Annotated in this window: 22 protein-coding genes and 1 pseudogene; 22 read left to right on the top strand and 1 reads right to left on the bottom strand. The window is 39.8% G+C overall.

Annotated elements, in window-relative coordinates:
- Positions 1 to 398 precede the first annotated feature (398 nt).
- The 22 genes and pseudogenes from AC6I5B_RS14840 (at position 399) to AC6I5B_RS14735 (ending at position 23,141) form a co-directional block, all read left to right on the top strand.
- Entirely contained in the window at positions 399 to 728 is a 330-nt protein-coding gene (locus AC6I5B_RS14840; RefSeq protein WP_055056048.1) for a winged helix-turn-helix domain-containing protein, read from the top strand.
- A 187-nt stretch (positions 729 to 915) separates the two neighbouring features.
- Complete coding sequence (locus AC6I5B_RS14835; RefSeq protein ID WP_055056047.1) at positions 916 to 1,524, top strand: hypothetical protein; 609 nt, start codon at positions 916 to 918, stop codon at positions 1,522 to 1,524.
- Positions 1,525 to 1,889: 365 nt separating this feature from the next.
- The gene (locus AC6I5B_RS14830) at positions 1,890 to 2,522 is read left to right on the top strand and encodes a PBECR4 domain-containing protein (protein ID WP_026648508.1); all 633 of its coding nucleotides are present in this window, start codon (positions 1,890 to 1,892) and stop codon (positions 2,520 to 2,522) included.
- 95 nt (positions 2,523 to 2,617) lie between these two features.
- Positions 2,618 to 2,797, top strand: coding sequence for a hypothetical protein (locus tag AC6I5B_RS14825; RefSeq protein WP_118340128.1), 180 nt, complete (start codon positions 2,618 to 2,620; stop codon positions 2,795 to 2,797).
- 278 nt (positions 2,798 to 3,075) lie between these two features.
- Positions 3,076 to 3,432 carry a helix-turn-helix domain-containing protein gene (locus AC6I5B_RS14820; protein WP_118340130.1) on the top strand — a complete coding sequence of 119 codons (357 nt, stop codon included), beginning with the start codon at positions 3,076 to 3,078 and terminating at the stop codon, positions 3,430 to 3,432.
- A 26-nt stretch (positions 3,433 to 3,458) separates the two neighbouring features.
- On the top strand, positions 3,459 to 3,914 hold the full coding sequence (locus AC6I5B_RS14815) for a sporulation initiation factor Spo0A C-terminal domain-containing protein (RefSeq protein ID WP_117689893.1): 456 nt from the start codon (positions 3,459 to 3,461) through the stop codon (positions 3,912 to 3,914).
- 635 nt (positions 3,915 to 4,549) lie between these two features.
- A complete protein-coding gene (locus AC6I5B_RS14810) occupies positions 4,550 to 5,095 on the top strand; it encodes a recombinase family protein (RefSeq protein ID WP_158555572.1) in 546 nt (181 codons plus the stop codon).
- Positions 5,096 to 5,121: 26 nt separating this feature from the next.
- Positions 5,122 to 5,349: a DUF6870 family protein gene (locus AC6I5B_RS14805; RefSeq protein ID WP_143143383.1), complete on the top strand. Its 228-nt coding sequence runs from the start codon at positions 5,122 to 5,124 to the stop codon at positions 5,347 to 5,349.
- 150 nt (positions 5,350 to 5,499) lie between these two features.
- Positions 5,500 to 7,167 carry a recombinase family protein gene (locus tag AC6I5B_RS14800; RefSeq protein WP_173724837.1) on the top strand — a complete coding sequence of 556 codons (1,668 nt, stop codon included), beginning with the start codon at positions 5,500 to 5,502 and terminating at the stop codon, positions 7,165 to 7,167.
- Positions 7,160 to 8,851, top strand: coding sequence for a recombinase family protein (locus AC6I5B_RS14795; protein ID WP_195956085.1), 1,692 nt, complete (start codon positions 7,160 to 7,162; stop codon positions 8,849 to 8,851). The genes AC6I5B_RS14800 and AC6I5B_RS14795 overlap by 8 nt, the downstream gene beginning before the upstream one ends.
- Positions 8,841 to 10,415, top strand: a complete 1,575-nt coding sequence (locus AC6I5B_RS14790) for a recombinase family protein (protein ID WP_021651970.1) — start codon at positions 8,841 to 8,843, stop codon at positions 10,413 to 10,415. Before AC6I5B_RS14795 ends, AC6I5B_RS14790 begins: the two co-directional genes overlap by 11 nt.
- Before the next feature lie 134 nt (positions 10,416 to 10,549).
- Positions 10,550 to 11,020: a hypothetical protein gene (locus AC6I5B_RS14785; protein ID WP_044961779.1), complete on the top strand. Its 471-nt coding sequence runs from the start codon at positions 10,550 to 10,552 to the stop codon at positions 11,018 to 11,020.
- A gap of 179 nt (positions 11,021 to 11,199) precedes the next feature.
- On the top strand, positions 11,200 to 11,778 hold the full coding sequence (locus AC6I5B_RS14780) for a hypothetical protein (protein ID WP_044961781.1): 579 nt from the start codon (positions 11,200 to 11,202) through the stop codon (positions 11,776 to 11,778).
- Positions 11,779 to 11,791: 13 nt separating this feature from the next.
- Positions 11,792 to 12,697, top strand: a complete 906-nt coding sequence (locus AC6I5B_RS14775; RefSeq protein ID WP_021651973.1) for a bacteriophage abortive infection AbiH family protein — start codon at positions 11,792 to 11,794, stop codon at positions 12,695 to 12,697.
- A gap of 167 nt (positions 12,698 to 12,864) precedes the next feature.
- A complete protein-coding gene (locus tag AC6I5B_RS14770) occupies positions 12,865 to 13,089 on the top strand; it encodes a hypothetical protein (protein WP_021651974.1) in 225 nt (74 codons plus the stop codon).
- Positions 13,090 to 13,100: 11 nt separating this feature from the next.
- Entirely contained in the window at positions 13,101 to 13,847 is a 747-nt protein-coding gene (locus tag AC6I5B_RS14765; RefSeq protein WP_195956084.1) for a hypothetical protein, read from the top strand.
- The gene (locus tag AC6I5B_RS14760; RefSeq protein WP_173724840.1) at positions 13,819 to 14,394 is read left to right on the top strand and encodes a DUF4314 domain-containing protein; all 576 of its coding nucleotides are present in this window, start codon (positions 13,819 to 13,821) and stop codon (positions 14,392 to 14,394) included. Before AC6I5B_RS14765 ends, AC6I5B_RS14760 begins: the two co-directional genes overlap by 29 nt.
- A gap of 61 nt (positions 14,395 to 14,455) precedes the next feature.
- Positions 14,456 to 15,088 (top strand): annotated as a pseudogene (locus AC6I5B_RS14755) (ABC transporter ATP-binding protein); the annotation flags it as partial.
- Entirely contained in the window at positions 15,078 to 17,045 is a 1,968-nt protein-coding gene (locus tag AC6I5B_RS14750) for an ABC transporter permease (RefSeq protein ID WP_497773433.1), read from the top strand. The pseudogene AC6I5B_RS14755 and the gene AC6I5B_RS14750, both read left to right, overlap by 11 nt.
- Positions 17,046 to 17,066: 21 nt before the next feature.
- The gene (locus AC6I5B_RS14745) at positions 17,067 to 19,247 is read left to right on the top strand and encodes a DNA topoisomerase III (protein WP_497773432.1); all 2,181 of its coding nucleotides are present in this window, start codon (positions 17,067 to 17,069) and stop codon (positions 19,245 to 19,247) included.
- Positions 19,248 to 19,556: 309 nt separating this feature from the next.
- Positions 19,557 to 22,169, top strand: a complete 2,613-nt coding sequence (gene adhE, locus AC6I5B_RS14740; protein WP_144167184.1) for a bifunctional acetaldehyde-CoA/alcohol dehydrogenase — start codon at positions 19,557 to 19,559, stop codon at positions 22,167 to 22,169.
- A 216-nt stretch (positions 22,170 to 22,385) separates the two neighbouring features.
- Positions 22,386 to 23,141: an aminoglycoside phosphotransferase family protein gene (locus AC6I5B_RS14735; RefSeq protein WP_004614868.1), complete on the top strand. Its 756-nt coding sequence runs from the start codon at positions 22,386 to 22,388 to the stop codon at positions 23,139 to 23,141.
- Between the two features lie 201 nt (positions 23,142 to 23,342).
- Here the strand turns inward: AC6I5B_RS14735 and AC6I5B_RS14730 are convergent, their stop codons facing one another.
- Positions 23,343 to 24,422: a cell wall hydrolase gene (locus AC6I5B_RS14730; RefSeq protein WP_004614867.1), complete on the bottom strand. Its 1,080-nt coding sequence runs from the start codon at positions 24,420 to 24,422 to the stop codon at positions 23,343 to 23,345.
- Positions 24,423 to 24,520: the final 98 nt, after the last annotated feature.

Genomic DNA, 24,520 nt, shown 5'->3' with positions numbered 1-24,520 from the left:
GCACAACTTTAAAATTAGGCGCTTGCATAAAACGGAACATATCTAATCTGAAAAGTAAGAAGCATATTCATATTATTGTGAACTTCTGTGAAAATTAACGCTCGATTGAAACAACTGAGTGTTTTCAATGTTTCCATCGGATTTAAAGTAAAATTCTGAGAGTTAATTAACTCTACGAGGAATTTATAAAATTCACTGTAAACGGCTGAAATAAACTATTTTTAGAAAATGAGAGTTAATTTTTCAGGAAGTTCACAATTATAGAAAAGATGGCAGAGATAGAAATTATGTAAAAAGTAAAAATAACTAAAAAAGTGCCGGATGTTGGATATTTCGTTCGGTATTTCTTTCTGGAATGGGAACAGTTAGAAATTTATAAATCAAGAGGAGGCATACAGATGAAGTATGTTTTTCCAGAATATAAAGAGAATGTAGTTTTGGGCGATGGAAAACTGCAGTTAAATCCAATGTCCTATCAGGTTATTTACGAAGGAAAGGAAATAGATTTAACGCCCAGGGAATTTGAAGTTCTGTATCTTTTAGCCCAAAGGCCAAATTGGGTTATTCCAAAGAAGAATATCTATTGTTCGGTCTGGGAGAGTAATTATTATGATGATCAGATTCCGTACAAAACAGTGGAACACGTAGTATGGAAGATACGAAAAAAGATGGGGCATGATATTATAGAAACATTGATCAATGTAGGGTATAGACTAAAAAAGATGTAAAGGCAGGATAGTGTGAGTAAAAGTTTTTATATTCTGATTGAATTTTTGGGAGATACGCCATATAATATTGGCAACTATAAGAAAGCGCGTACATACGTCATTTGACTAAATATCACGTTGTAACTAGAAATTGAGATAAACTCTTACAGAGCTTTTGTGGACTATCCAAAGAAAAAGGAGGCTGACTATGAACGTATATGAAGAAATAGATCAGGAAACAATGATGTTGCTTTTAGATTCCTTGTGTAAACGGACAGTGGAGGGAAAACAGATATGGGAAAATATGGAGTATAATCCTATTTCCTTTTTACAGAAAGATATTTATGAAAAAGAAGGTACCTGTATATCACAAATGTTTGAAGCAACGACAGTGTTCAATAACATTGAATATGAATTAGAGCTTTCAGAGTCAATCGAACTTCCGTCTGGCAAGGGAGATATTTTTGGAACAATTTCTTATGAAACAGAAGACGGAAAAGAGAATACGTATGATTTCTCTTTGTCTTTTGATGTAGAGAAATATGATGATGCGAATGCGGAAGAATTGCAGGGGATTTTTGGGAGCTCAATCATTGTACAGTTTACAGATGCAATAGTGGGAATATTTGAAAATTCAGATGCGGTAGCTGAGGGATTTGCTTATGCAAGATACTATCATCAAACAGGAATTGATTCGGAATGGGAAACCAATCCTCTTGTGAAACTTGGTGAGAAACTGATGCAAGAGCACGCAATGCTGGATTTTCATAAAATAGTATTGGATACAGCTTCTAGGGAGCGTTTATTGAAACGGTAAGTAACGGGTTATAATAAGATACAACCAATCAATTTTTTGTGGAAACTATTGATATTTCTTAGGGTATCGCATATAATATAATTAAGCCAAAAGGTTTCGTGTAGCGGCACGTAAAAGCTGTACTGTGCCCGGGCAGGGTAATTACTGGGACTATTTGATACTCGGAAGGGTATTACGCCCACACCAGGGAGATACGGTGAGTCCGCGCCGGGGACTCAATGATACCGGCGACATTTTAGACATTCGGAAGGATGTCGCGGCTGACAGCCAGCATAAAACCGCTTTTTAAGATTATGGGCACTGGATAACAAAAAAGTTGTCCAGTGCTGTTTTTTTATACTATAGTGATGATTGGGAAAAGATAGATGGGAAAACAACAGGATAGAGAGAAAATTGTACAGGAGATTAAAGTAGCTGCTGATCTGTATAGGAAGCATTTAGTAGGTAAAAGATTTCTATATGTATTTGAAGGCAGATATATTGAGGTGCTTTATAAAGCTGCCAATTTTAGGCACTTGACAGGTGTGGCCACGAACCTTTCAGCAAAAAAGTTTTATAGTTATGCAGCAAAAAAAATGCTTCAGGCTTCGCAGATATTTTTTACACCGCAGCACCCTTTTTCATTGTGTAAGCGTAAGATTAAGCATATCGGACAGATTGCAATGCTGGCTGGCTCAGAAGGATTTATGCTGGAAGAGATTGTCACAGACACGAGAACTTATAAGTTTGGCACAACAGATCTTAATTTTACTCTATGCTTAAATAAAGAGTATGATGATAAGGGGCAGCAAAAGGGCGATTGCTTTGTAGTAGAATCGCTGCGAGATGAAGATTGCTTTTCTAAAAGTAGAACAGCATATACAGTAACTCATATTTTTTCAGCGCCGAATGATGCGAAAAAATATACAAATTTACTGTTTTTAGATGAAAATGCAACGGTAGACGGTCTTCCAGATGAAATTAAAAACATGCTGGATCAAACTTTACTACATAAATAAAAATGGAGAGTACAGGTCTTGGCGTATAGAAAATACTGCAGGATCTTCTTACGAAAGAATTTTTTAAGATATGAGAGAAAAGAGGTGCTTTCTATATGGCTACATCAAGTATCCTTACAGAGCTTGTGATTGAAGACCCCAAAAAGGCAGAAGCATTTATTAATGCACTGGAACTGTCCAGTCAAGATCCAGTATGCAGCCCGTCTGCCCCGTTCATTCCCATATTAGATAGTGTGGAAGAGATACGGAGGTTCCTGGAAAGAAAAAACAAGTAAGCCTATGTATTGGCAAATATCTTAGATGAATAGAAGCTATTGGAGAGGAGTCGATATGTGACGTTCTCTCCTTTTTTATGCCTAATTGAAGAGATAATGCAGTGCTTTTTCGTAAATGGTGCAAAAATCGTTTTCAACTCGTTCAGATATAATAAATCTCTAAAACCAAAAAAGGAAAGAAATGGTAATGAAACTGGGAAATCTTGCCTCCATAGTCCATTACCAGGGAAAGGATTTGTAATTATAATAGAGCCTGTAATCAACGAGGAGATAAAAGAATGCAGAATGAACTTTATATTGTAGCAGATGCCATAAAAGCCTTGCGGGAATCCAGGGGACTGACTCAGGAGCAGCTTGCAGAGAAAGCAGATATTTCCGTATCACATCTGGCGAAGATTGAAACACATGCCAGACTTATGGGAATGAAAACTTATATCCGGCTGTTGGAAGCTATGGATATTCCCATAAAAGAACACTTTATACACATGGGTACAGCGAAAAAAGATATGATGTTGAAGGAAAAAATCTGGTATCTGGTACAGGATTGTGATGAAAGAGAAACTAACCTTTTGATCTATTCCATAGAGGGAATTAAGAAAGGGCTAAAGAAATATCAGCAAGACAGCAGGAAGTGAGAATACAGATAGGGAGGAAAAGGGAAATGTTATCAAGAGAAAAGGTGGAAGCAGTATTATTTAAAATGGGAATGCCTGCCAATGTAAAAGGATTTGGCTATATTGTAGACAGTGTTTTGCTTCTGGAAGAAGACAGCAAGATTAAAACGACATATCTGTATTTTAAGGTGGCCCAGCAACATGGCACGACAGGGCAGCGGGTAGAACGGGCAATCCGCCATGCGTTTGATATTGTCCGAAGCTGCAGAGGTGATTATGATGTGGTGAACCATTATATCGGTTTTATCAACTGTGCCAATTCCCCTTCCTTATCCATGCTCACAATGAAGATACGGGAGGAAGCACTGGAAGTACCGGAACCAAAACCGGAAAAGAAAGAAGAGAACGTGATTACGGGAATTACCGAAGACCGGCTTTTGGAGTTGATGCGGCAGGCATGTACGGAATTTTGGGCAGATATGATTATCCGGTTAAAAAAATAAAGAGAAATGCAGACCGAAAACAGTCTGCCAAAACACATCAGGGTTATGGTGTCTTTTGGCAGGCTGATGTTTTCAGCCGGGAAGAACCTTGAAAACTGAATATCAGTATGGTGATATTTTTTTAAAACAAACGTGTCATTTCTGACGCTAATCTATAGAAATATCTTAAAGGACACAAAACATTTCGGCACATTCTATTTTGTATGATGCAGGGTCATGAGCTGTGCGAAGATACACTTGTCCGCAGTGGCAGCAGGTAAGGCAGAAAAGAAGCGGATCAAACAAGGAATCGTAGAAGATGAAGGGAAAGTGTGAGCAGCGCCCGGACATAGGCTGTGGGTGGCAGGCAGTCTGAAAGCCGAATGATAATGATACCTTTGCATAAAACACTGCAACCAGGGTAGCGTCTGGGACATGCTGCAGCGGGAAAGGGTGCTGCAGGGTGTCAGGCGGCCAGCCGGGCCGGTCCTACATGCTCCCGTTCACACCGGGGTGAGAAAATAAAAAACATGCTGGCAGGGAAAGCCCTGCCAGTATGGTGTGTAAAATGGGTTCATTTTAGGGCTATGGGGAAACGCCGGTTTCTTTATAGCCCTGGAATGAAAACAGGAGCCAAAGAAAGAGGAGGCAGAGCAATGAATAGAGAGATGTTACAAAAACTGTTTTCAGAAGATAAAGAGATCTTTCAGGGAGGAATGTTATTCCCTGCATGGATCTGCAAAGGAAAAAAAGAGATAGAAAATAGGAACAGTCCCCAGCGGGCGGCAGTGTATCTGGATATTCCCATTCCATGTGCCGGGCTTTTGTATTATGAAAAAGAAAAAAGCCTGCATTACTGTGAACAGCAGACATACCATGTGGTTACTTTACTGGAAGGTGTAGGGTGTGGTAATTCCATAGAAAAAGAAAACTGGCAGAGGCTGGCAGTGCTTGCAGGAAAAGGCATGATTGATGTGATTGTGGTATCCGGGCTTAGCAGGTTATCCTATTGTCCGGAAGAAATTTTACAGACTATGGAACTGCTCCAGTCTTTTCAGGTGCAGATAGACTGTATCGGTTATGGGATTTTAGATTATGCCAGACTGAAACAGTATTTAATGCACACCTGGGAGAAACAGGAACAATTTGAGCAGGACTTAGATGCGTATCTGTGCAGTTGCTGTACCAGGGAAGGGATATAATGCTCTCGCGGGAAGAACTGCTGAAGATGCGGGAAATGACGTTTGAGGACATTGACCCGAAAGAGATACAAGATGTAGAGAAACTGAAGATTGATGTAAAAAAGAGCAAACCGGAGAAGGTCCGGGAAATCCTGGAGTCCGGAAAGAACCCTTATTTTCTGAAATATAAGGGGATCACCATAAAGATTGGGTTTGCTTCTACCAACCGTACCATAGAGGAAGCCATGCAAAGCCTTGTGCAGATGAAATGGTAAAGCCACGACAGGGATAGGGAAGAAAGCGGATTGTTGGCAGATTACAGGGTGGACAAACCTTCTGGACTATGGTAGGATGATGGCAAGGACCCAGTAGCCTCTATCATTTAGGGAATCGGCTGACGAATCTAAATGATAGGAGCGAATACAATGAAAAATCAAATACTTAAAAAAATCTATCGTGCGGTTGTTTACCTGCGCCTTTCTGACGAAGATGGTGATAACAGGGAAAGCGACAGCATATCAAACCAGAGGATACTAATCCATAGCTTTTTAAAGAGCCACCCTGAAATTCAGGTGGTAAAAGAATGTGTAGATGATGGATATACCGGCACAAACTTTAACCGCCCCGGTTTTCAGGAAATGCTGCGTATGCTGGAAGAGGGGGAAGCAGACTGTATTATTGTCAAAGACCTTTCCCGTTATGGAAGGGACTTTTCCGGTGTTTTACAGTATGTGGAACGTATCCTGCCGAAAATGGGTGTGCGCCTGATCCTTGTCAATGACAATTATGACAGCCTCACGCCAAATCGTGATTTCCTTACCCTGAGATTTAAAAGTTTAATCAATGACCTTTACCCTGCGGATACTTCCAAAAGTGTGCGTTCCCATTTGTATGTCAAAATGACAGCCGGGCAGTGTGTAGCGCCTTTTGCTTTTTATGGTTATCTGAAATCCGAAGAGGATAAACATAAGCTGGTCATGGACGAAGTGGCAGCTTCTGTTGTACGGGATATTTACCACATGAAAATGCAGGGCTACAGCCTGACGGATATATCCGAAGAATTAAACCGGCGTGGGATCTTGACGCCTCTTCGGTATAAGCAGGTATATTTAAAACAGAAATTAAAGACAGGGTTCCGTCTGACGGAAAAACCGGTCTGGATGCCAACTATGGTGCGTCGTATCCTTCTTGATGAACGTTACACCGGAGTGCTGATACAGGGAAAAACCACAACGCCAAACCATAAAGTAAAGGTTGTGATCCACAAAGAGGAAGCTGAGTGGATACGGTATGAAAATGCTTTTGAGCCGGTTATCAATAGACACCAATATGAAGTGGTGGGCAACCTGATGAAAATGGATACCATGAGAGGTGCAAAGGGGCTAGCGCTTCTTTCAGGCCTGGTAAAATGTGGGGACTGTAAAGAAAGCATGGTACTGAAAAGCCCAGATAAAGTCCACCACTATTATGTATGTTCGACTTCCCTTTATGAAAAGCAGTGCAGTTCCCATAGTATCAGTGAGAAAAAACTGGTAGGAGCTGTGACAGAGGCAATCCTGCATTATATTTCTGTTCTGGTGGAGCTGAAAGAGATACTGGCGTATGTAAAAACTGCCTCAATCCCAAGACAGCGGCTTTTGGAAGAAGACAAAAAACTGGAGATGCTGGAAAAGGAGAGCCAGAGGATTTTAAACATTAAAGTAAAACTGTATGACAGTTTTGCAGAAGAAATCCTGGACCGGACAGAATTTGAAACCTTCAAAGCAAAGTATGACCAGTCTTTAGAGGAAATCCGGCAGGCAATGGAGTGCCAGCAAAGGGAAATCCGAAACTTGCAGGAAACCCTTGAAAAACAGCAGGAGTGGCTGGAATATTTTCTGGAATACCGGGACCGGACGGAAGTGGACCGCTTAATGCTGGTAAACCTGGTCAAACGGATTGAGGTATATGAGCAGAAGCGCATTATCATTCATTTTTGGTTTGAAGATGAATTTGAAAAGGTATTGGGACTGCTGGAAACGGTAAATAGAGCAAAGCCGGATCAGCATGTGGAAGCCTTCCTGAAAGGAAAGGGGGCGGAAGCAAGTGCCTAAGGTAAGCAAAAGAGGACAGAAAAGACAAAGCAGCAAGCCGGAAATGAAGTATCTGAGAACCTATATTTATGTAAGGCTTTCCGAAAAGGACGGAGGGCATGGCAGAAGGGATTCCATTTATATCCAAAAACAGATCTGTGAAGACTACGCAAAGAAACACCCGGAAATGCTGGTGGTAAAAGTCTATGCGGATAATGGTGTGACAGGTACAACGTTCCAAAGGAACGCATTTGAAGAGTTGATGGAAGATGTGGCAAATAAAAAGGTTGACTGCATCATTGTAAAGGATTTTGCCCGGTTTGGAAGGGACGCCTTAGATGCTGTAGATTTGATTGATGTAATTTTCCCAACTTTAAATATCCGGTTTGTTTCCGTTATGGACGAATATGACAGTGCGAACCCGGCTTGTGTAGAAGACCGGACCACCAATATTTTGAAGCACTTTATGAATGATTATTATGCCAGGGAAGTTTCAGAGAAACTGGTACAGGCACACCGGCTGTCCAGGGAGCGGGGAGAGTTCTGGGGTTCCAGACCTCCTTATGGATACCAAAGGGCAGAGGAAAACAGCAAGAAGCTGGTGCCGGAACCAGAGGAGGCAGAAATAATCCTGCAGATTTTTTACTGGTATGTGTTTGAAGAAATGTCAAGCTATGATATAGCAAGGGAACTGAATGGCAGAAAGGTATTAGGACCGGAGGACAGCTATCAGAAAAGGAAACAGGGAAAGGAGCCGGAAAAAAGGCGGTTATGGAGATCAGACGGTATCAGGAAGATTTTACAGAACCCCGTTTACATTGGTGCTGCTGTTTATGGGAAAACAAAACAGATGCTTGCACAGAATATTCCTCTTCAGATGATACCAAAAGAGCAGTGGGAAGTGTGTGAAAATGCCTGGGAAGCAGTTGTGGAACGGGCGATTTATGAAAAAGCACAGGAAATTGCAAAGGAACGCTGGAAAGATACGTTAGATAACTGGGCTGCAAACCCAAAAGAAAAACAGGGGGCAGATGGTTCTTTTAAGGGAAGAATTTTCTGTGGACATTGCGGAAAACGCCTTGGAAGGTGCAGGAGCGGAGGCAATGAGAAACATAAATATATGGTTTATAAATGCCCTTCTTTTTCCCTTACAGATCATACGGAATGTTTCCGCACGGTGAATGAAATCTACATCAATCAGGCAGTCAAGGCAGCACTCCGCTACCAGATCCAGCTTGCTGTGGAAAGTAAGAAGACCTATGGTGCAGAGTTTTATCAAAAGCTGGAGCAGGAGGTAGCAGAAAAAATAAAAAATGCCAGACAGAAGTATGAGAAATATGGAAGAAAACTGGAAATCTTGTTTGAGCATTATGCTACCGGACTGTTGGACTGCAAGGAATATCAGGAGATTAAATCAATCTATCAGGAAGAACAGCAAGCAGCCAAGCAGAATATGAAGCAGGTACAGCTTCGTGGACAGAACCTGTTAGATCAGGTGAAGGCAAGAATGGACTGGACAGAGGAACTTCTAAAGTACCAAAGATTCCAGAAGATAGAGAAAGGGATTGCTGACCGCTTTATTGAAAAGATTACGGTATATTCCAAAGACTATGTGGAAATCGTGTTCTGGTTTGGGGATTTATTTGAAAAGGAGCTGGAAAAAGAACTGGTCAATATGGAAGGAGGTCTTCCGTATGCAGTATGATTTTATTTTTGCTTATCTGCGTCTTTCCAGAGATGATAAAGAAAAAATGGAGGAAAGCAACAGCATTAAAAATCAAAGGCTTTTGATCCAGCATTTTGTAGAAAAACAGCCGGAATTTGCAGGGGCAAAGGTTTTCTTCTTTGTAGATGATGGTTACAGCGGTACAACCTTTGACCGCCCGGAATTTAAGCGCATGATGGGGCTGATTACCAGGAGAAAACGGATCTGTATCATTGTCAAAGATTTGAGCCGCCTGGGAAGGGATACCATAGAAACACAAAACTATATCGAAAAAATATTTCCGTTCCTTGGGGTGCGTTTCATTTCAATCAATGATTTTTATGACAGCAGCCAGAAACCTTCCGAAAGAAAGGATACGGAGATTAAATTTAAGAACCTAATCAATGGGATTTATCCCCAGATTTGTTCCGACAATATCAAAAAAGTTATGAGGAAACAGGCTGAAATGGGACAATATCATGGTTCAATCCCAACATACGGATATTGCTTCCATGACGGTGTTCATACAAAACTTCATCTGGATACGGAGGCAGCTTCCGTTGTAAGGGGGATTTTCGACCAAAGGTTGGAAGGAAAGACCTATGCAGACATTGCCAGGGACCTGAATAAAAAAGAAGTTGAAACACCTACCGTATATCTTCAAAGGAAAGGCTGGGCGCCGGAAGCAAAGAAATCTGTGAAATTCTGGGACGGAAATTTAGTAAAGCTGATTTTGTTTAATCCGGTTTATGCAGGACTGACGGTAAGAGGGAAAACAGAAACCAGGGTTCCGTCAAAAAGAGAGTACCGATATATTTCAAGAGAGGATTGGATTTGCGTAAAAGGAGGACACGAAGCGATTGTAACGGAGCAGGAGCTTCAGAAGGTCCAGGACATGGTACAGAAGGACAGAAAATATCATGGGTCTACACCGTCTTCTGAGAATATTTTTGCAGGCCTGATCCGCTGCGGGCATTGTGGTCGGAAAATGCGGATACGGACAGAATACAAAGAAAAGCCGATTTATTGTAAAAGTGTTACGACAGCCCCCAATGCTTCCTGTTATCCAAAGAAATATAAGCAGAAAGAGTTGGAAGAACTGGTGCTAATTATGATAAGACAGCAGGCAGCCCTTGCAGAGGATACCATAAAGCAGTTAAAGAAAGCCAATCAGACTTTGAATATTCCGAAACTCCGGTATCGGAAAAAGCAATATGAAAAGAAGCTGGCACTTTGCAAACAGGAGAAAATGGAACTATATGAACAATATGTAGAAGAACAGATTTCTTTGAAGGATTACCTGGCACGAAAACAAACCTATATGGAGAAAATAGCAGCTTATCAGCAAAAGATACAGGAGATAGAAGCAAAAATTTTAAAGGGGGAGGAGGAAAAACAAAAGGAGAAATCAGAGGGACTGCAACTTTTTGTAAAATATAAGGGATTGGAAGAGCTGTCTTATGAAGTTCTGCATGAGCTGATTGAAGTCATAAATTTTTATGATCCGGAACATATTGAAATTGTATGGAAATACAGGGACGAATTTCTGGAAGCAGTAGAATAAGAAAGAACCGGGAGAGCTTATTGTCCTGGATTCCGGTAGAGAAAAAGATTTCATAAAAGAGGAGGAAAACGCTGCGGTGTCTTCCTCTTCTTTGTATTAGGAGAAAATTAGGCAAAGAAGATGGGGGAGGAGCCATGTATCTTGAAACATATTCTATGGAAGAACTGATGGAGCTGATAGAAGAGAAAGGGTATTGCTCTGTGGAGGCAGTAGAAATCCTGAAAGAAATGGAACAGGCAAAAAAAGAGTATGATTTTTTACTCCGGGATTGTGAGGAAAAAGCGTGGAAAACAGACCAGGTGGTAGTTGATTATTACCGGCATCTCTTAGAAGAATTACGGAAATCGTTGCCCTATGATGCTATGGGAGGGCAGTACACAATTCCGATTTTGGTGTTACAGGAGTTCCGTAAACCGGACATTGTAGAAAAAATCAGGGATTTTATTGGTTGTCAGGCTGGATTTTCCGATCATGCTCTGTTACAGGAAATACAGAAATTTATGACCGTACATCTGGACCCGCAGGGAATTATCCTCTATATGGACGTATTGGGAAACCAGCCGGCGGCAAGGAATGTTTACAAACAGGGAGGACAAATGTGGTAAAAGAAAGAGTATTGGCGGTTCTCGACATCATTATGAAAATAAGATATAGGAAGATTATTGAAAAAGTGGTACAATAAAATATAAAGAAAAATAAGCATTAAAAGTAATATAAAAACCAAAGAAAATATGATAGGTTAATAATTTAACTTAGAAATAGAATACGAATGGAGATGTTTAAAATGGGTACATTGATACGTGAAAATAAAAGGAAAATAGCACTTAGTCTTAATATGGGTTTGTTGTTAATGGGATGTTTAATGTTAACGATTGGTGCATATCCAGCCTTATATAGTGGTGGAGCAAATGAAACACGTTTATCAATAGGAGCAACATGTATTGCATTTTGGTTTATTAGTTTTCCTGCTTTATCGAGAGAAACTAAAGAGAAAAAGATAGTTACAGTAAGCATCCATGCCATTACTGCATTTTCTGTTTTAATTATATTTTCTTGGGAGATACATTATATTCTTGTTAATTGGAAAAAAGGATCTCACTTGGGAGATATAGGATTTTGCATAGGGGGCATAATCGTGTGTTCCTATTTGTGTTATATACTTATCTCGTTCATTAAAACATTTTATTTTTTAATACAGAAGGTAAGGAGATTACTGTTTCCTAATAGTACAAATCAAAATGTTTCCAGAATTGTACATCTGCTAGAAATGGCTTCTTCGTTAATAGTATCTTTAACAGCTTTTATCGGAAGTCTAACAGCTGCTTGTGTAGCAGTGCAAACATTTTTGGAACATATTTACTAGGAGAGAAAAGAAATTGGACAGATTGGTTATTATAGGAAATGGTTTTGATCGGGCACACAATTTGCCCACTTCGTATTATGATTTTAAGGAGTATTTGAGAATATATGCTCGTGAATTTTATGAAGCTATATGTAAATATATACCAGAAGAAGAATTGTGGTTTCAATTTGAAATGGCTTTAGGCGAATTAGATAAATATCAAGTGCAAGAAGAAAATGCTTCATATTATCTTGATTATGGTGACGAAAATTGGAAAGACAGTGCTAATCATGACTTTCAATTTATGGTTGAGCAGGATTTGGCATTTGCATCTTATATTCCATATTATTTTAAGAAATGGATTGAGCAAATAGATACAAACGTTTTACCTTTGGTATCAAAGCGTATAATAAATAATACGTGTAAGATTCTAAATTTTAATTATACGGATACATTAGAAAGAGCATATAAAGTACCTGCTGAGAATATTTTATACATTCATGGAAAAGCCCTGAGCAGTAAGAAACTTGTAGTGGGACATCATGATATTTCTACTTTTCAGTACGGAGCTGTTTCTCCATTTAATGCAGCGGAAGAACATGGAATATATATACAAGATGATGATGAAGATTTTAGAATAACTGAAACAAAAGAAATCATTAAAGCCTATTTTCAAAAGACATATAAAGATACGTTTGGTATTATACAAATGAATCAAAATTTTTTTGACTCTCTTATAAATATAAATGAAATATTTATATTAGGTCATTCGTTATCTTCTGTAGATATGGATTATTTTGTTGAGATTAGAAAGAGAGTATTACATTCGTGTAAATGGTATATTTCATATTTCTCAGAAAGTGATTTAGATAATATGGAATATTTTGCAAAAAGGTTAGATATTAAAAATTTTCAGCCGGTAATGCTAAGTAATTTATAATACGATTATACAGTCAGAAAAGACTAATAAAAGAAGAGGAAAACGCTGCGGTGCCTTCCTCTTCTTTTATTTAGAAGAAAATTTAGAAAAGAAGGAAGGGGAGAAGAGCCATGTATCTTGAAACATATTTTACGGAAAGACTATGAAAAAAGCTAGCATATAATGCTATGGGAGGTCAGCACACGATTCCGATTCTGGTGTTACAAGAGTTCCGTAAACGGGATATTGTAGAAAAAATCAGGAATTTTATTGGCTGCCAGGCTGGGTTTTCTGATCATGATCTGTTACAGGAAATACAGAAATTTATTACCGTACATCTGGACTCGCAGGGAATTATCCTCTATATGGACGTACTGGGGAATTTGCCGCGTGCAAGAAATAGTTACAAGTAAGGAGGACAAATGTGGTAAAAGAAAGAGTATTAGCAGTTCCAGATACAAGCATTTTTATTGCGGAGTTGCCGGAAGCAACCAGAAATATCATACGGAAAGATTTAGAGGAACATGCAAGGGAACATCATTACCGGCTGGAATGGGACCGGGAAAGTAAAGATTATGTGGCAATGAGCCGGAGATTTTGCGATATGGAAAACATTTATACGGATACATATCTGCATTTCTGCGAGACAGGGGAAGATATAGAACCCTATGAAAAAAGCCTGAAGCGGACTATTTCTATCAGGTTGTATCAAGATGAGGTAGAAGAGCTCTGTAGGAAGTCTGGAAAAGTTGGGCTATCAATCGGTGAACTATTTGAAAACTTTGTTGCAGATTTGATTTGTGGTACACATACCAATGGTTCTGATGAACGCATGTATATTGAGCAATGGTTTGACCGGTGCTATTTCAGTATTATGCCAGAGGAAACATTTTTATCTTATCTGCTTGAAATGCGGGAGATAGACAGTGTTTTGGAATGCTGGGAAATCTTGCAGGAGTTGAAGGAGCTGGAAGAGCCGGATTGTTATGATAAAGAGGAACTGGAGATACAGCAGAACACTTTGGAAGACTATTTTCAGGAATATAGAACCTATACAAGAGAAACGACAGAAGACCAGTTGGAAGCTGCTATGGAAAAGGTGCTGGAATGGAATAAAGAAAGAGAGTATTTGTTGGAGGGAAATGTCCCAGATAAGTCTTTGGGACGGTAGCCGGATTGGAGAAAGGAAGAAAACAGTGATAAGTAATGCGGAAAGAATTGTGTTAAGAAATATGTACCCACCGGGGTGTCGGGTAGAGTTGGAAGATATGGAAGCTGATCCGTATGTAAAACTGAGTCCCGGTGATTTAGGAACCGTACAGTTTGTAGATGATGCCGGACAGATTCATGTATCTTGGGATTGCGGACACAGCCTTGCTATGGTATTTGGTGTTGATCATTGCAGATGTATTATGAGAGAGGAACGTTTGCAGGAGCTATTACAAAGAGTACAGGCTATGCCATTTGAGAGTTTGGAAAAAATGGAACTGTATATTAGGGAAAAATTATCCGGGGCTTTCCCTAAAATCAGTTTTCAGGAGAAAGAAGGGCAGGAGGCTTTTGTAGATATGGGAGTTGCTGCATTTATGAAAAAAGGTCTTGGTGTGGCAATTCAATATGAAACTGACAGCCAGCAGCACATCTTTATAAAAAAGATGGAAATGCAGGGACAGGAGTTGGAAAGGAAAAATCCTTTTCCAGTACAGAAGAAGCGATAAGAATGGTTTCTTTTAATTGCAAAAATCGACAATTTTTTTTGGATATAACTTGACAGGATAGGGAAAAAGTACGCTGCTGAACTGCATCTCGACGATTGACCGTGTGACAAGCGGACACATTTATCTTGAAGATACGGATATCACAGAATTAAAGGATAAGAAGATGGCTGTGTTTCGTCAGGAAAATTTAGGGTTTGTCTTTCAGGATTTCAATCTTTTAGACACGCTGACGCTGGAAGAGAATATCGCATTAGCGCCGATGATCTCCGGCGTGGATGAAAAAGCGGTAAAACAACAGGTGCGTGGAATTGCTGAGAGACTCGACATTGGAGATGTTTTGAAAAAATTTCCATATCAGGTATCCGGAGGGCAGAAACAAAGATGTGCATGTGCAAGAGCGTTGATAAATAAGCCAAAACTTCTTCTTGCGGATGAGCCGACGGGTGCATTGGATTCCAGATCTGCAAGCATGCTGCTTGAAAGTTTTGCGTTAGTCAATCGTACTATGAAGACGACGATTCTGATGGTGACACATGATATTTTCTCGGCTAGCTACTGTAGCAGAATTCTATTTTTACGCGATGGGAAATTGTTCAATGAGCTGTATAAAGGGGAGCGGACACGAAAAGAATTTTTCCACGAAATCATGGATGTGATGACGTTTTTGGGAGGTGACTTGACTGATGTTAGGTAAACTTGCAATTCGAAATGCGTTCCGTTCCATTCGGGATTATCGTATCTATATCATAACAGTTACAATCGCATTTGCTTTGATGTACGCATTCAATATGATTGTATTTTCCGAAGATATCATGATGCTCAATCGTATGATGCTCACATTTGCATATATGGTTGTATTTATTTCAATTCTTGTTGTGTTCGTAATAGGATGGCTTGTACATTATATGACAAAATTCATGCTGCACAGAAGGAGCAAAGAACTCGGCACATATATGGTGCTCGGAATCAGCAATCGTGCAATTACAAGATTGTTTCTGGCAGAAAATATCATAATAGGTGGAATCTCATTTTTGCTGGGGATGATATTCGGAACATTTTTATATCAGGTGCTCACAATGATCATCATGCATATTTTTGAGGCAGTATATGAAGTGAAACTTGTATTTTCTGTGAAAGCATTTGCGCTGACAATTCTTTATATTATATTGATCTACTGTTTTTCTCTTTTGCGCATGAAACGTAAAATCGGGAAGATGAAAATATATGATTTACTTCACGCAGAAAAGCAGAACGAAATTGTGTTTGTAAAACATCAAAAAGGTGATATAATTTTGATGACAATTGCCTTGCTCACAGGCATCACAGGGGCGATTGTATGTAAATTGACATTTCAAAACGGAGACAATGTGCAGATGGGAGCAATCGGAATCTTTTTCACCTGTTTTATCGTCTGCATCTATTGTTTTTATATCTCTGTTTCTCATATACTGATCCGTTTTTTTGTGAATCGAAAGGCAAAACAGAAGAATGCAGGTACACTTGTGCTCGTCCGAAATCTTTCGTCTAAGATTAATACGATGAGTATGACGCTTGGGACACTTGCGTTATTGCTTACATTGACGCTTTCGTTCTCTCAGATTGCAACACTGTTTAAAAATTTCTTTGATATGCAGGGCAATTCCGTATGTCCATATGAAATTATGATGTGGGATAGAGAAGGGGATCCTTCTTTTATAAAAGAAAAAGAGTATCTTGATGAAAAACTTGGCGGTGTAACTCAGGAACATTCGTTTATGGTTTATGATAGCGGAGCAAATCAGGTCGGGAAATATTTAGATGGAACACCGGTTGAAATGTCGTTTTGGGGAAATGATACGGTCATGGCATACAGTGATTACTGCAAGATGCGCAAGCAGCTTGGCTATGAAAAAATAGATTTGAAAAAAGGACACTTTATTGTGCAGGGAGTCAGCGGTGTGAAAACAGTTCTTGACAAGGAACAGCCTAAATTTCAGATAGAGGGGGAGACACTCTCTTATCAGGCATGCTATACAGAAGGTTTTGCACTGGAGGGAGATTTGGGGGCTTATCTCATCCTTGTTTTGCCGGATGAGTATGCTGAGAAACTGGATATTTACGAAGCTGTGTACGTGGCAGATACAGAGAAAAAGTCAGCACCGGAAGATTATGAGAATCTGTGCAGAATTATAGAACCATTGGAAGACGGAGAGGAGATGGACGGCGAAGATTACATTCCGGTCGGAAATGTGAATGTAAAAGGAGCAGTGCTGGGGGAAAACCGGACTATGTTTACGATTATTTCTTTTTCTATGTTTTATATTGCGCTCATTTTTTGCTGTACAGCACTTACCGTGTTGGCAGTTCAACAATTGAGCGAATCAGAAAAACATGGAAAACGATACCGGATTTTATCAGAACTTGGGATGCCCCAAGAGGGGGTGGAGAAAATTATACGAAGGCAGGTCGGAGTATATTTTCTAATGCCGTTGGTGCTTCCGATTCCACTAAGTATCTGCTGTACACTATCCCTCAATCAGCTCTTTCAAGCGTACACAGGAGCGGGAATGCTGATAAGCACGATTAGTGCATCACTTGGACTATTTTTCCTTGTGTATATTTTATATCTGGCTGCAACCTATGTCGGGTACCGCAATAGTGTCAAAAGCTGATCGAAGAAAAAGGAGAACAAAATGAAATCATTAGTAATTGCAGAAAAACCGTCTGTGGCAAGAGATATTGCCAGAGTACTGAAGTGTAATAAAAATATTTCCGGGGCAATTGAAGGAAATCAATATATCGTTACATGGGCATTAGGACATCTTGTAACACTTGCGGATCCGGAAGGGTATGATAAAAAATTCAAGGAGTGGAACATGCAGGTGCTTCCGATGATGCCTAAGAAGATGGAACTGGTTGTTATTAAGAAAACGGCAAAACAGTACAATGCGGTGAAAGCACAGATGTTTCGGAAAGATGTGGGAGAGATTATTATCGCCACAGATGCCGGACGTGAAGGAGAACTTGTGGCAAGATGGATTCTGGAAAAAGCAAATTGCCACAAGCCAATCAAAAGACTTTGGATCTCTTCCGTGACAGATAAGGCAATCCGAGATGGATTTGCAAAGCTTGTGGATGGAAGAAAGTACGATGACTTGTACGCAGCGGCAGTCTCAAGAGCAGAGGCGGACTGGCTTGTAGGAATCAATGCAACAAGAGCGTTAACGTGCAAATACAACGCGCAGCTGTCTTGCGGGCGTGTACAGACACCGACACTTGCGATGATTGCAAAGCGGGAGGAAGAGATTCGCACATTCCAGCCGAAAGAGTACTATGGTGTGACTGTGCAGGCAGGAAAAATCAAGTGGACATGGCAGGATCAAAAGTCGGGAAGCTACCGTTCATTTTCAAAAGAACGAATAGAAAAGCTGGCAGAAGATTTGAATGGTGAAATTATGGTCGTGGAACAGGTGGAAAAATCTGCGAAGAAATCATTTGCGCCAGGATTATATGACCTGACAGAATTACAGAGAGATGCCAACAGGCGATTTGGCTTCTCCGCAAAAGAGACATTGAACATCATGCAGCGCCTGTATGAGAACCATAAAGTATTGACCTATCCGAGAACAGATTCCAAATATATCGGAAATGATGTGGTTGACACTTTGAAAGACAGACTGCGAGCAGTAAGTGTAGGTCCATATAAAAAGCTTGCGGGAAGCCTGATTATGAAGCCGATCAAGGTCAACAAATCATTTGTGGATGACAAGAAAGTAAGCGATCACCATGCGATCATCCCGACCGAGCAGTTTGTGCAGTTGGAGCATATGACAAACGAGGAGCGAAAAATTTATGATCTCGTTGTCCGCAGATTTTTGAGTGTTCTCTATCCGCCGTTTGAGTATGAGCAGACGACATTGCTTGGGAAAGCGGCAGGAGAACGATTTGCTGCGAGAGGAAAAATCGTAAAACATGCGGGCTGGAAAGAAGTCTATGAACTGGGAGACGGAGATGAGACAGATGTGGAAGAACAGTTGTCAGAACAGTCACTTCCGGAAGTGAACAAAGGGGCAGCACTTCCCGTACAACAGGTGCAGATGGCCAGTGGAAAGACAAAGCCGCCGGCAAGATTTAATGAGGCAACATTATTGTCTGCCATGGAAAATCCGGTGAAGTATATGGAATCCCGCGATAAACAGGCGGTTAAAACATTAGGCCAGACCGGAGGGCTTGGAACAGTTGCTACAAGAGCGGACATTATCGACAAGCTATTCCATTCTTATCTGATGGAATTGCGTGGAAAAGAGATTTACATTACGTCGAAGGGGAAACAGCTTTTGGAACTTGTGCCGGAAGATTTGCGGAAACCGGAATTAACAGCAGACTGGGAAATGAAGCTTTCCAATATTGCAAAAGGGAAACTAAGAAAAGAAACCTTCCTTCAGGAGATCAAAGGATATACGGTGGAGATCATCGACGAGATCAAAGGTGGAACCGGAACATTCCGACATGATAACATGACAAATAAAAAGTGTCCGGATTGTGGGAAACCGATGCTCGCGGTAAACGGGAAGAATGCAAGGATGCTTGTATGTCAGGACAGAGAGTGCGGACATAAAGAGGTGGTTGCAAGGATTTCCAATGCAAGATGCCCGCAATGTCATAAGAAGATGGAGATCATCAAAAAAGGGGATGAAGAACAATTTGTATGTAATACTTGCGGTCATAAAGAAAAGATGTCAGCATTTAAGGCGAGACGGGAAAAAGAAGGTGCAGGCGTGAGCAAAAAGGATGTACAGAGGTATTTGAAACAGCAAAAAGAAGAGCCGGTGAATACTGCATTTGCAGATGCATTCGCGAAGTTGAAACTGTAAAAACAGAAATGATTGTTATTATATTAACGATAATGTGCTTTGGGAAGAACGTAAACAGATATTCACAAAGAGAGTCGTAAATAGTTATAATGTGAGAAAAGGTTGAAAAACAAGTATTTGCAAGTCAAAAACCAGAAAAAACTTATTTCTGTACTGTATAAATTGCATAATGAAATAAAAAAAATGGAAAATTCATTGTGTAAAAAGTCGTAAATGAGAAAAAAGGAGACAATATATTGACAAATATTTAACGAGGTAGTATACTAAGCCTCGTAGTAAAGAAATACAACACTTACGGAGGATATTGATATGTCAAAGAAGGAAACGAACGTACCAGGAATTATTGATAACGTAGAAGCTCTTGTAGCAAAAATGGAAGCAATGAGAGAAGCACAGAAAGTATTTGCTACATTTACACAGGAACAAGTAGATAAGATCTTTTTTGAAGCAGCAGTAGCAGCAAATACACAGCGTATCCCATTGGCAAAGATGGCAGTAGAAGAGACTGGTATGGGTATCGTTGAAGATAAAGTAATCAAGAATCATTACGCAGCAGAATATATTTACAATGCATATAAAGATACAAAAACATGTGGAGTTATTGAAGAAGATAAAGCTTATGGAATTAAGAAGATTGCAGAGCCAATCGGTTTGATCGCAGCGGTTATTCCTACAACAAACCCAACTTCGACAGCAATCTTTAAGACATTGATCGCATTAAAGACAAGAAATGCAATCATCATCAGCCCACATCCACGTGCAAAAAATGCGACAATTGCAGCAGCAAAAGTTGTATTGGAAGCAGCTGTAAAAGCTGGAGCACCAGAAGGAATCATCGGATGGATCGACGTACCTTCATTAGAGCTTACAAACGAAGTAATGAAGAGCGCAGACATCATTCTTGCAACAGGTGGTCCTGGAATGGTTAAAGCAGCTTACTCTTCAGGAAAACCGGCGCTTGGTGTTGGTGCAGGTAACACACCGGTTATCATCGATGACACAGCTGATGTTAAAATGGCAGTTAACTCAATCATCCACTCAAAAACATTTGACAATGGTATGATTTGTGCTTCAGAACAGTCTGTAACTGTTTTGGAAAAAGTTTATAAAGAAGTAAAAGATGAATTTGCACTCAGAGGATGTTATTTCCTGAAAAAAGATGAGATTGAAAAAGTTCGTAAGACAATCATCATCAACGGTGCATTAAACGCTAAAATCGTAGGTCAGTCAGCACATACAATCGCAGCACTGGCAGGAGTAAAAGTACCGGAAGAGACAAAGATTCTAATCGGGGAAGTGGAATCTGTTGATATTTCTGAAGAATTTGCTCATGAAAAATTATCTCCGGTACTTGCTATGTACAAAGCAAAAACATTTGATGAAGCAATTGCAAAAGCAGAGCAGCTTGTAGCTGACGGTGGATACGGACATACATCTTCTATCTATGTTCATCCGGCAGAGACAGAGAAGCTTGCAAAACATGCAGCAGCAATGAAAACATGCCGTATCTTAGTAAACACACCTTCTTCTCACGGTGGAATCGGTGATCTTTACAACTTCAAATTAGCACCATCTCTTACATTGGGATGTGGATCATGGGGTGGAAACTCTGTATCTGAAAACGTTGGTGTAAAACACTTAATCAATATCAAAACAGTTGCTGAGAGGAGAGAGAATATGCTTTGGTTTAGAGCACCTGAAAAAGTTTACTTCAAAAAAGGATGTATGCCTGTTGCACTTGATGAATTAGGAACAGTAATGGGTAAAAAGAAAGCATTTATCGTAACTGACAGCTTCTTATATCACAATGGATACGTAAAAGGTATCGAAGAAAAATTAGATGAGATGGGAATCCAGCACACATGCTTCTACGAAGTAGCTCCAGACCCAACACTTGAATGTGCAAAAGCAGGTGCTGAGGCAATGAGAGCATTCGGTCCAGACGTAATCATCGCTCTTGGTGGTGGTTCAGCAATGGATGCCGGAAAGATCATGTGGGTAATGTACGAACATCCAGAAGCAGACTTCATGGATATGGCAATGCGTTTCATGGATATCCGTAAGAGAGTATATACATTCCCTAAGATGGGAGAGAAAGCTTACTTTGTAGCAATCCCTACATCTTCAGGAACAGGTTCTGAGGTAACACCATTCGCAGTTATCACAGATGAAAAAACAGGAGTAAAATATCCGTTAGCAGATTATGAATTACTTCCTAAGATGGCGATCATCGACGCTGACAATATGATGAGCCAGCCAAAAGGACTGACAAGTGCTTCTGGTATCGATGCTTTAACACATGCTTTAGAGGCATATGCATCAATCATGGCAACAGATTATACAGATGGTCTTGCATTAAAAGCAATGAAGAACATTTTTGAATACCTTCCATCAGCTTATGAAAACGGATCAAATGATCCAAAAGCAAGAGAAAAAATGGCAGATGCTTCTTGCATGGCTGGTATGGCATTCGCAAATGCATTCCTTGGAGTATGCCACTCAATGGCACATAAATTAGGTGCATTCCATCACTTACCACATGGTGTTGCCAACGCATTGTTAATCACAGAAATTATGAAATTCAATGCAACAGATGTACCTACTAAGATGGGAACATTCTCACAATATCAGTATCCACACGCATTAGAAAGATATGCTGAATGTGCTAGATTCTGCGGTGTTGTTGGAAAAGATGACAAAGATACATTTGAAAAATTCTTAGTAAAAATCGAAGAATTAAAAGATAGAGTAGGAATTAAGAAAACAATCAAAGATTATGGTGTAGATGAGAAATACTTCTTAGATACATTAGATGATATGGTTGAACAGGCATTTGATGATCAGTGTACAGGTGCTAACCCAAGATATCCACTGATGAAAGAAATCAAAGAAATGTACTTAAAAGTATATTACGGAAAATAATTATTAAATTGGGGACGTAGTAAAATTGAATTTTACTACGTCCCCAATTGACATTACCCCTGTCCCTTTTTGAAGTTTGTTAAGAAAAAGACAATAAAAATATAGTGAAAAACTTTGTTAAAAAATACTCAAAAATCTATTGCAAAATTGCAAATAAGGTGTATAATAAACTTATCAAATAAGAAAAGGTGTAATACTTATAGGAGGTAAGGACATATGAAATTAGAACAAAGCAACTTAATCGTGAAACGTGCATATAAAGAAGTGTACAAATGTGACGAAGGTATTGTAAAAGTATTTGAGAAAACGCATTCAAAAGCAGATGTGTTTAACGAAGCGTTGAATACGGCAAGAGTAGAAGAAGCCGGTCTTGACATTCCTAAGGTGAAAAGTGTAACAGAGATTGATGGAAAATGGGCGGTTGTTATTGAATACAAAGACGGAAAGACACTTGGAGAGATGATGAAGACAGATCCAGCCAATATAGAGAAGTATATGGAAGACTTTGTAGATCTTCAATTGCAGATGCATAGCAAGAGAGCACCTAGATTGAATAAACTGAAAGACAAATTGGCAAGACAGATTAATAGTTTGAAAGATTTGGATGCGACAGCAAGGTATGAGCTTCTGACACGTTTGGAGAGCATGCCAAAACATGATAAAGTATGTCACGGAGATTTCAATCCAAGTAACGTTATTGTTGGAAAGAATGGAAAGATGACAATCGTTGACTGGGCACATGCGACACAGGGAAATGCAAGTGCAGATGCAGCGAAGACCTATCTGCTGTTTGCGCTGGACAATCAGGAGACAGCTGATTTATACTTGAAATTGTTCTGCAAGAAGAGTGATACGGCAAGACAGTATGTAGAACAGTGGCTTCCGATCGTGGCGGCAGCACAGCTGACAAAGAATAATGAGATGGAAAAAGATTTCTTGATGAAATGGATTGATGTATTTGATTATCAATAAGAATATATAAAAATGACTGCGGTTTCTTTAAAACCGCAGTCATTTTTATTCTTCGTCGTCTATTTCTTGCGCACCGATTAAGGCACCGGTGGAAGCAGCGACGACAGCTGCAACAATTGCGGCGATGATGCTTACCGCAATGACACAAACTAAGAATCCCATGTTAAGATACCTCCGTTTCTGTGATGAATAGTATTTGCATTAGAAGAATACATTTCCGCCAATTACAATTCCGCTATGTCCGGAACTTGCCGCCCGGAAATTGAGACAGTCACCTACGTTGTTTTTTCCGGCAATTGCATCTTTTGCAACTTCCAGACAGGAAGATTTGATTCCTCTTTTTAAAACTTTATCAAGCTTTCCGGAAGCAACCGGAGAAAATTGTCCACTTTGATAAATTACTCCGGTAATGGTATCCGGATAATATCTATGGTTGACTCTGTTCATGACAACGGAGGCTACGGCAAGCATTCCGTCATAGTCAGTACTTCCAGCCTCACATTCAATCAATGCGGCAAAAATCTCTAATTCACTGGCGCTGACATCGGGAGTCTGATTCTGAGAAGAATCAGAGTTATCGTTATCAGAAGGAGGAGTAACAGACGGTGTCTCCGGTTCAACCGGTGTCACTTCTTTGTCGAGAGCCTCCTGTGCTGCTTTTGCACGCTCTTTTGCCTCGGCGAGTTTTGCAGAATATTGCTCTAATTCGCCTGATGTGGAAGAGATTTTTGCGGTAAGATCCGCTTGCTTTTGATTGAGCTCATCCTGAAGTTTCGTCAGTTGAGATTGCTCAGTTTGAAGCTGTTTTTCTTTTTCGGCAACGGCATTCTGTGCGTCGACCAGTTCTTTCAGACGATTGCGGTCGTACTCGCTTACAGCGCTGATAAATTCAGCTTTATTTAAAAATTCACTCATGCTCGCAGAAGAAAACAGCATCTCTAAATAAGAGGTATTGCCACTCTCATATATATGTTTGATTCTCAGTTTCATAGATTGATACTGAGCTGCTTCCTCGCCTTTTGCAACAGCAAGATCCGCTTTCACTTGCTCAATTTCTGCTGTGGTGGTATCCATCTTTTTCATAATGGTATCCAGTTCTCCACTCAAGGCGTCGAGTTCACTATTTAAATCGGATAATTCATTCTGTAAGTTTGATGTTGTGCCCTCAAGTGATTCAACAGAATCTTCAGCATATGAAGAAGTAGCAAAAACTGTGAACACTGCGATGGAAGTTAAAATGGAACAGGTACGTATCAGCATTTTTAACTTTTTGTTTTTCATAAGTAATTCCTTTCCTGAATAAATAGTTATTAAAATATTATACTATAAATTGCGTTATTAATCAAATTTTGTTAGAATAGAATCAAATAGCAGAAGAA

The sequence above is a fragment of the Faecalimonas nexilis genome (genome assembly GCF_059731825.1).
This window is presented reverse-complemented; position numbering and strand designations above follow the sequence as displayed.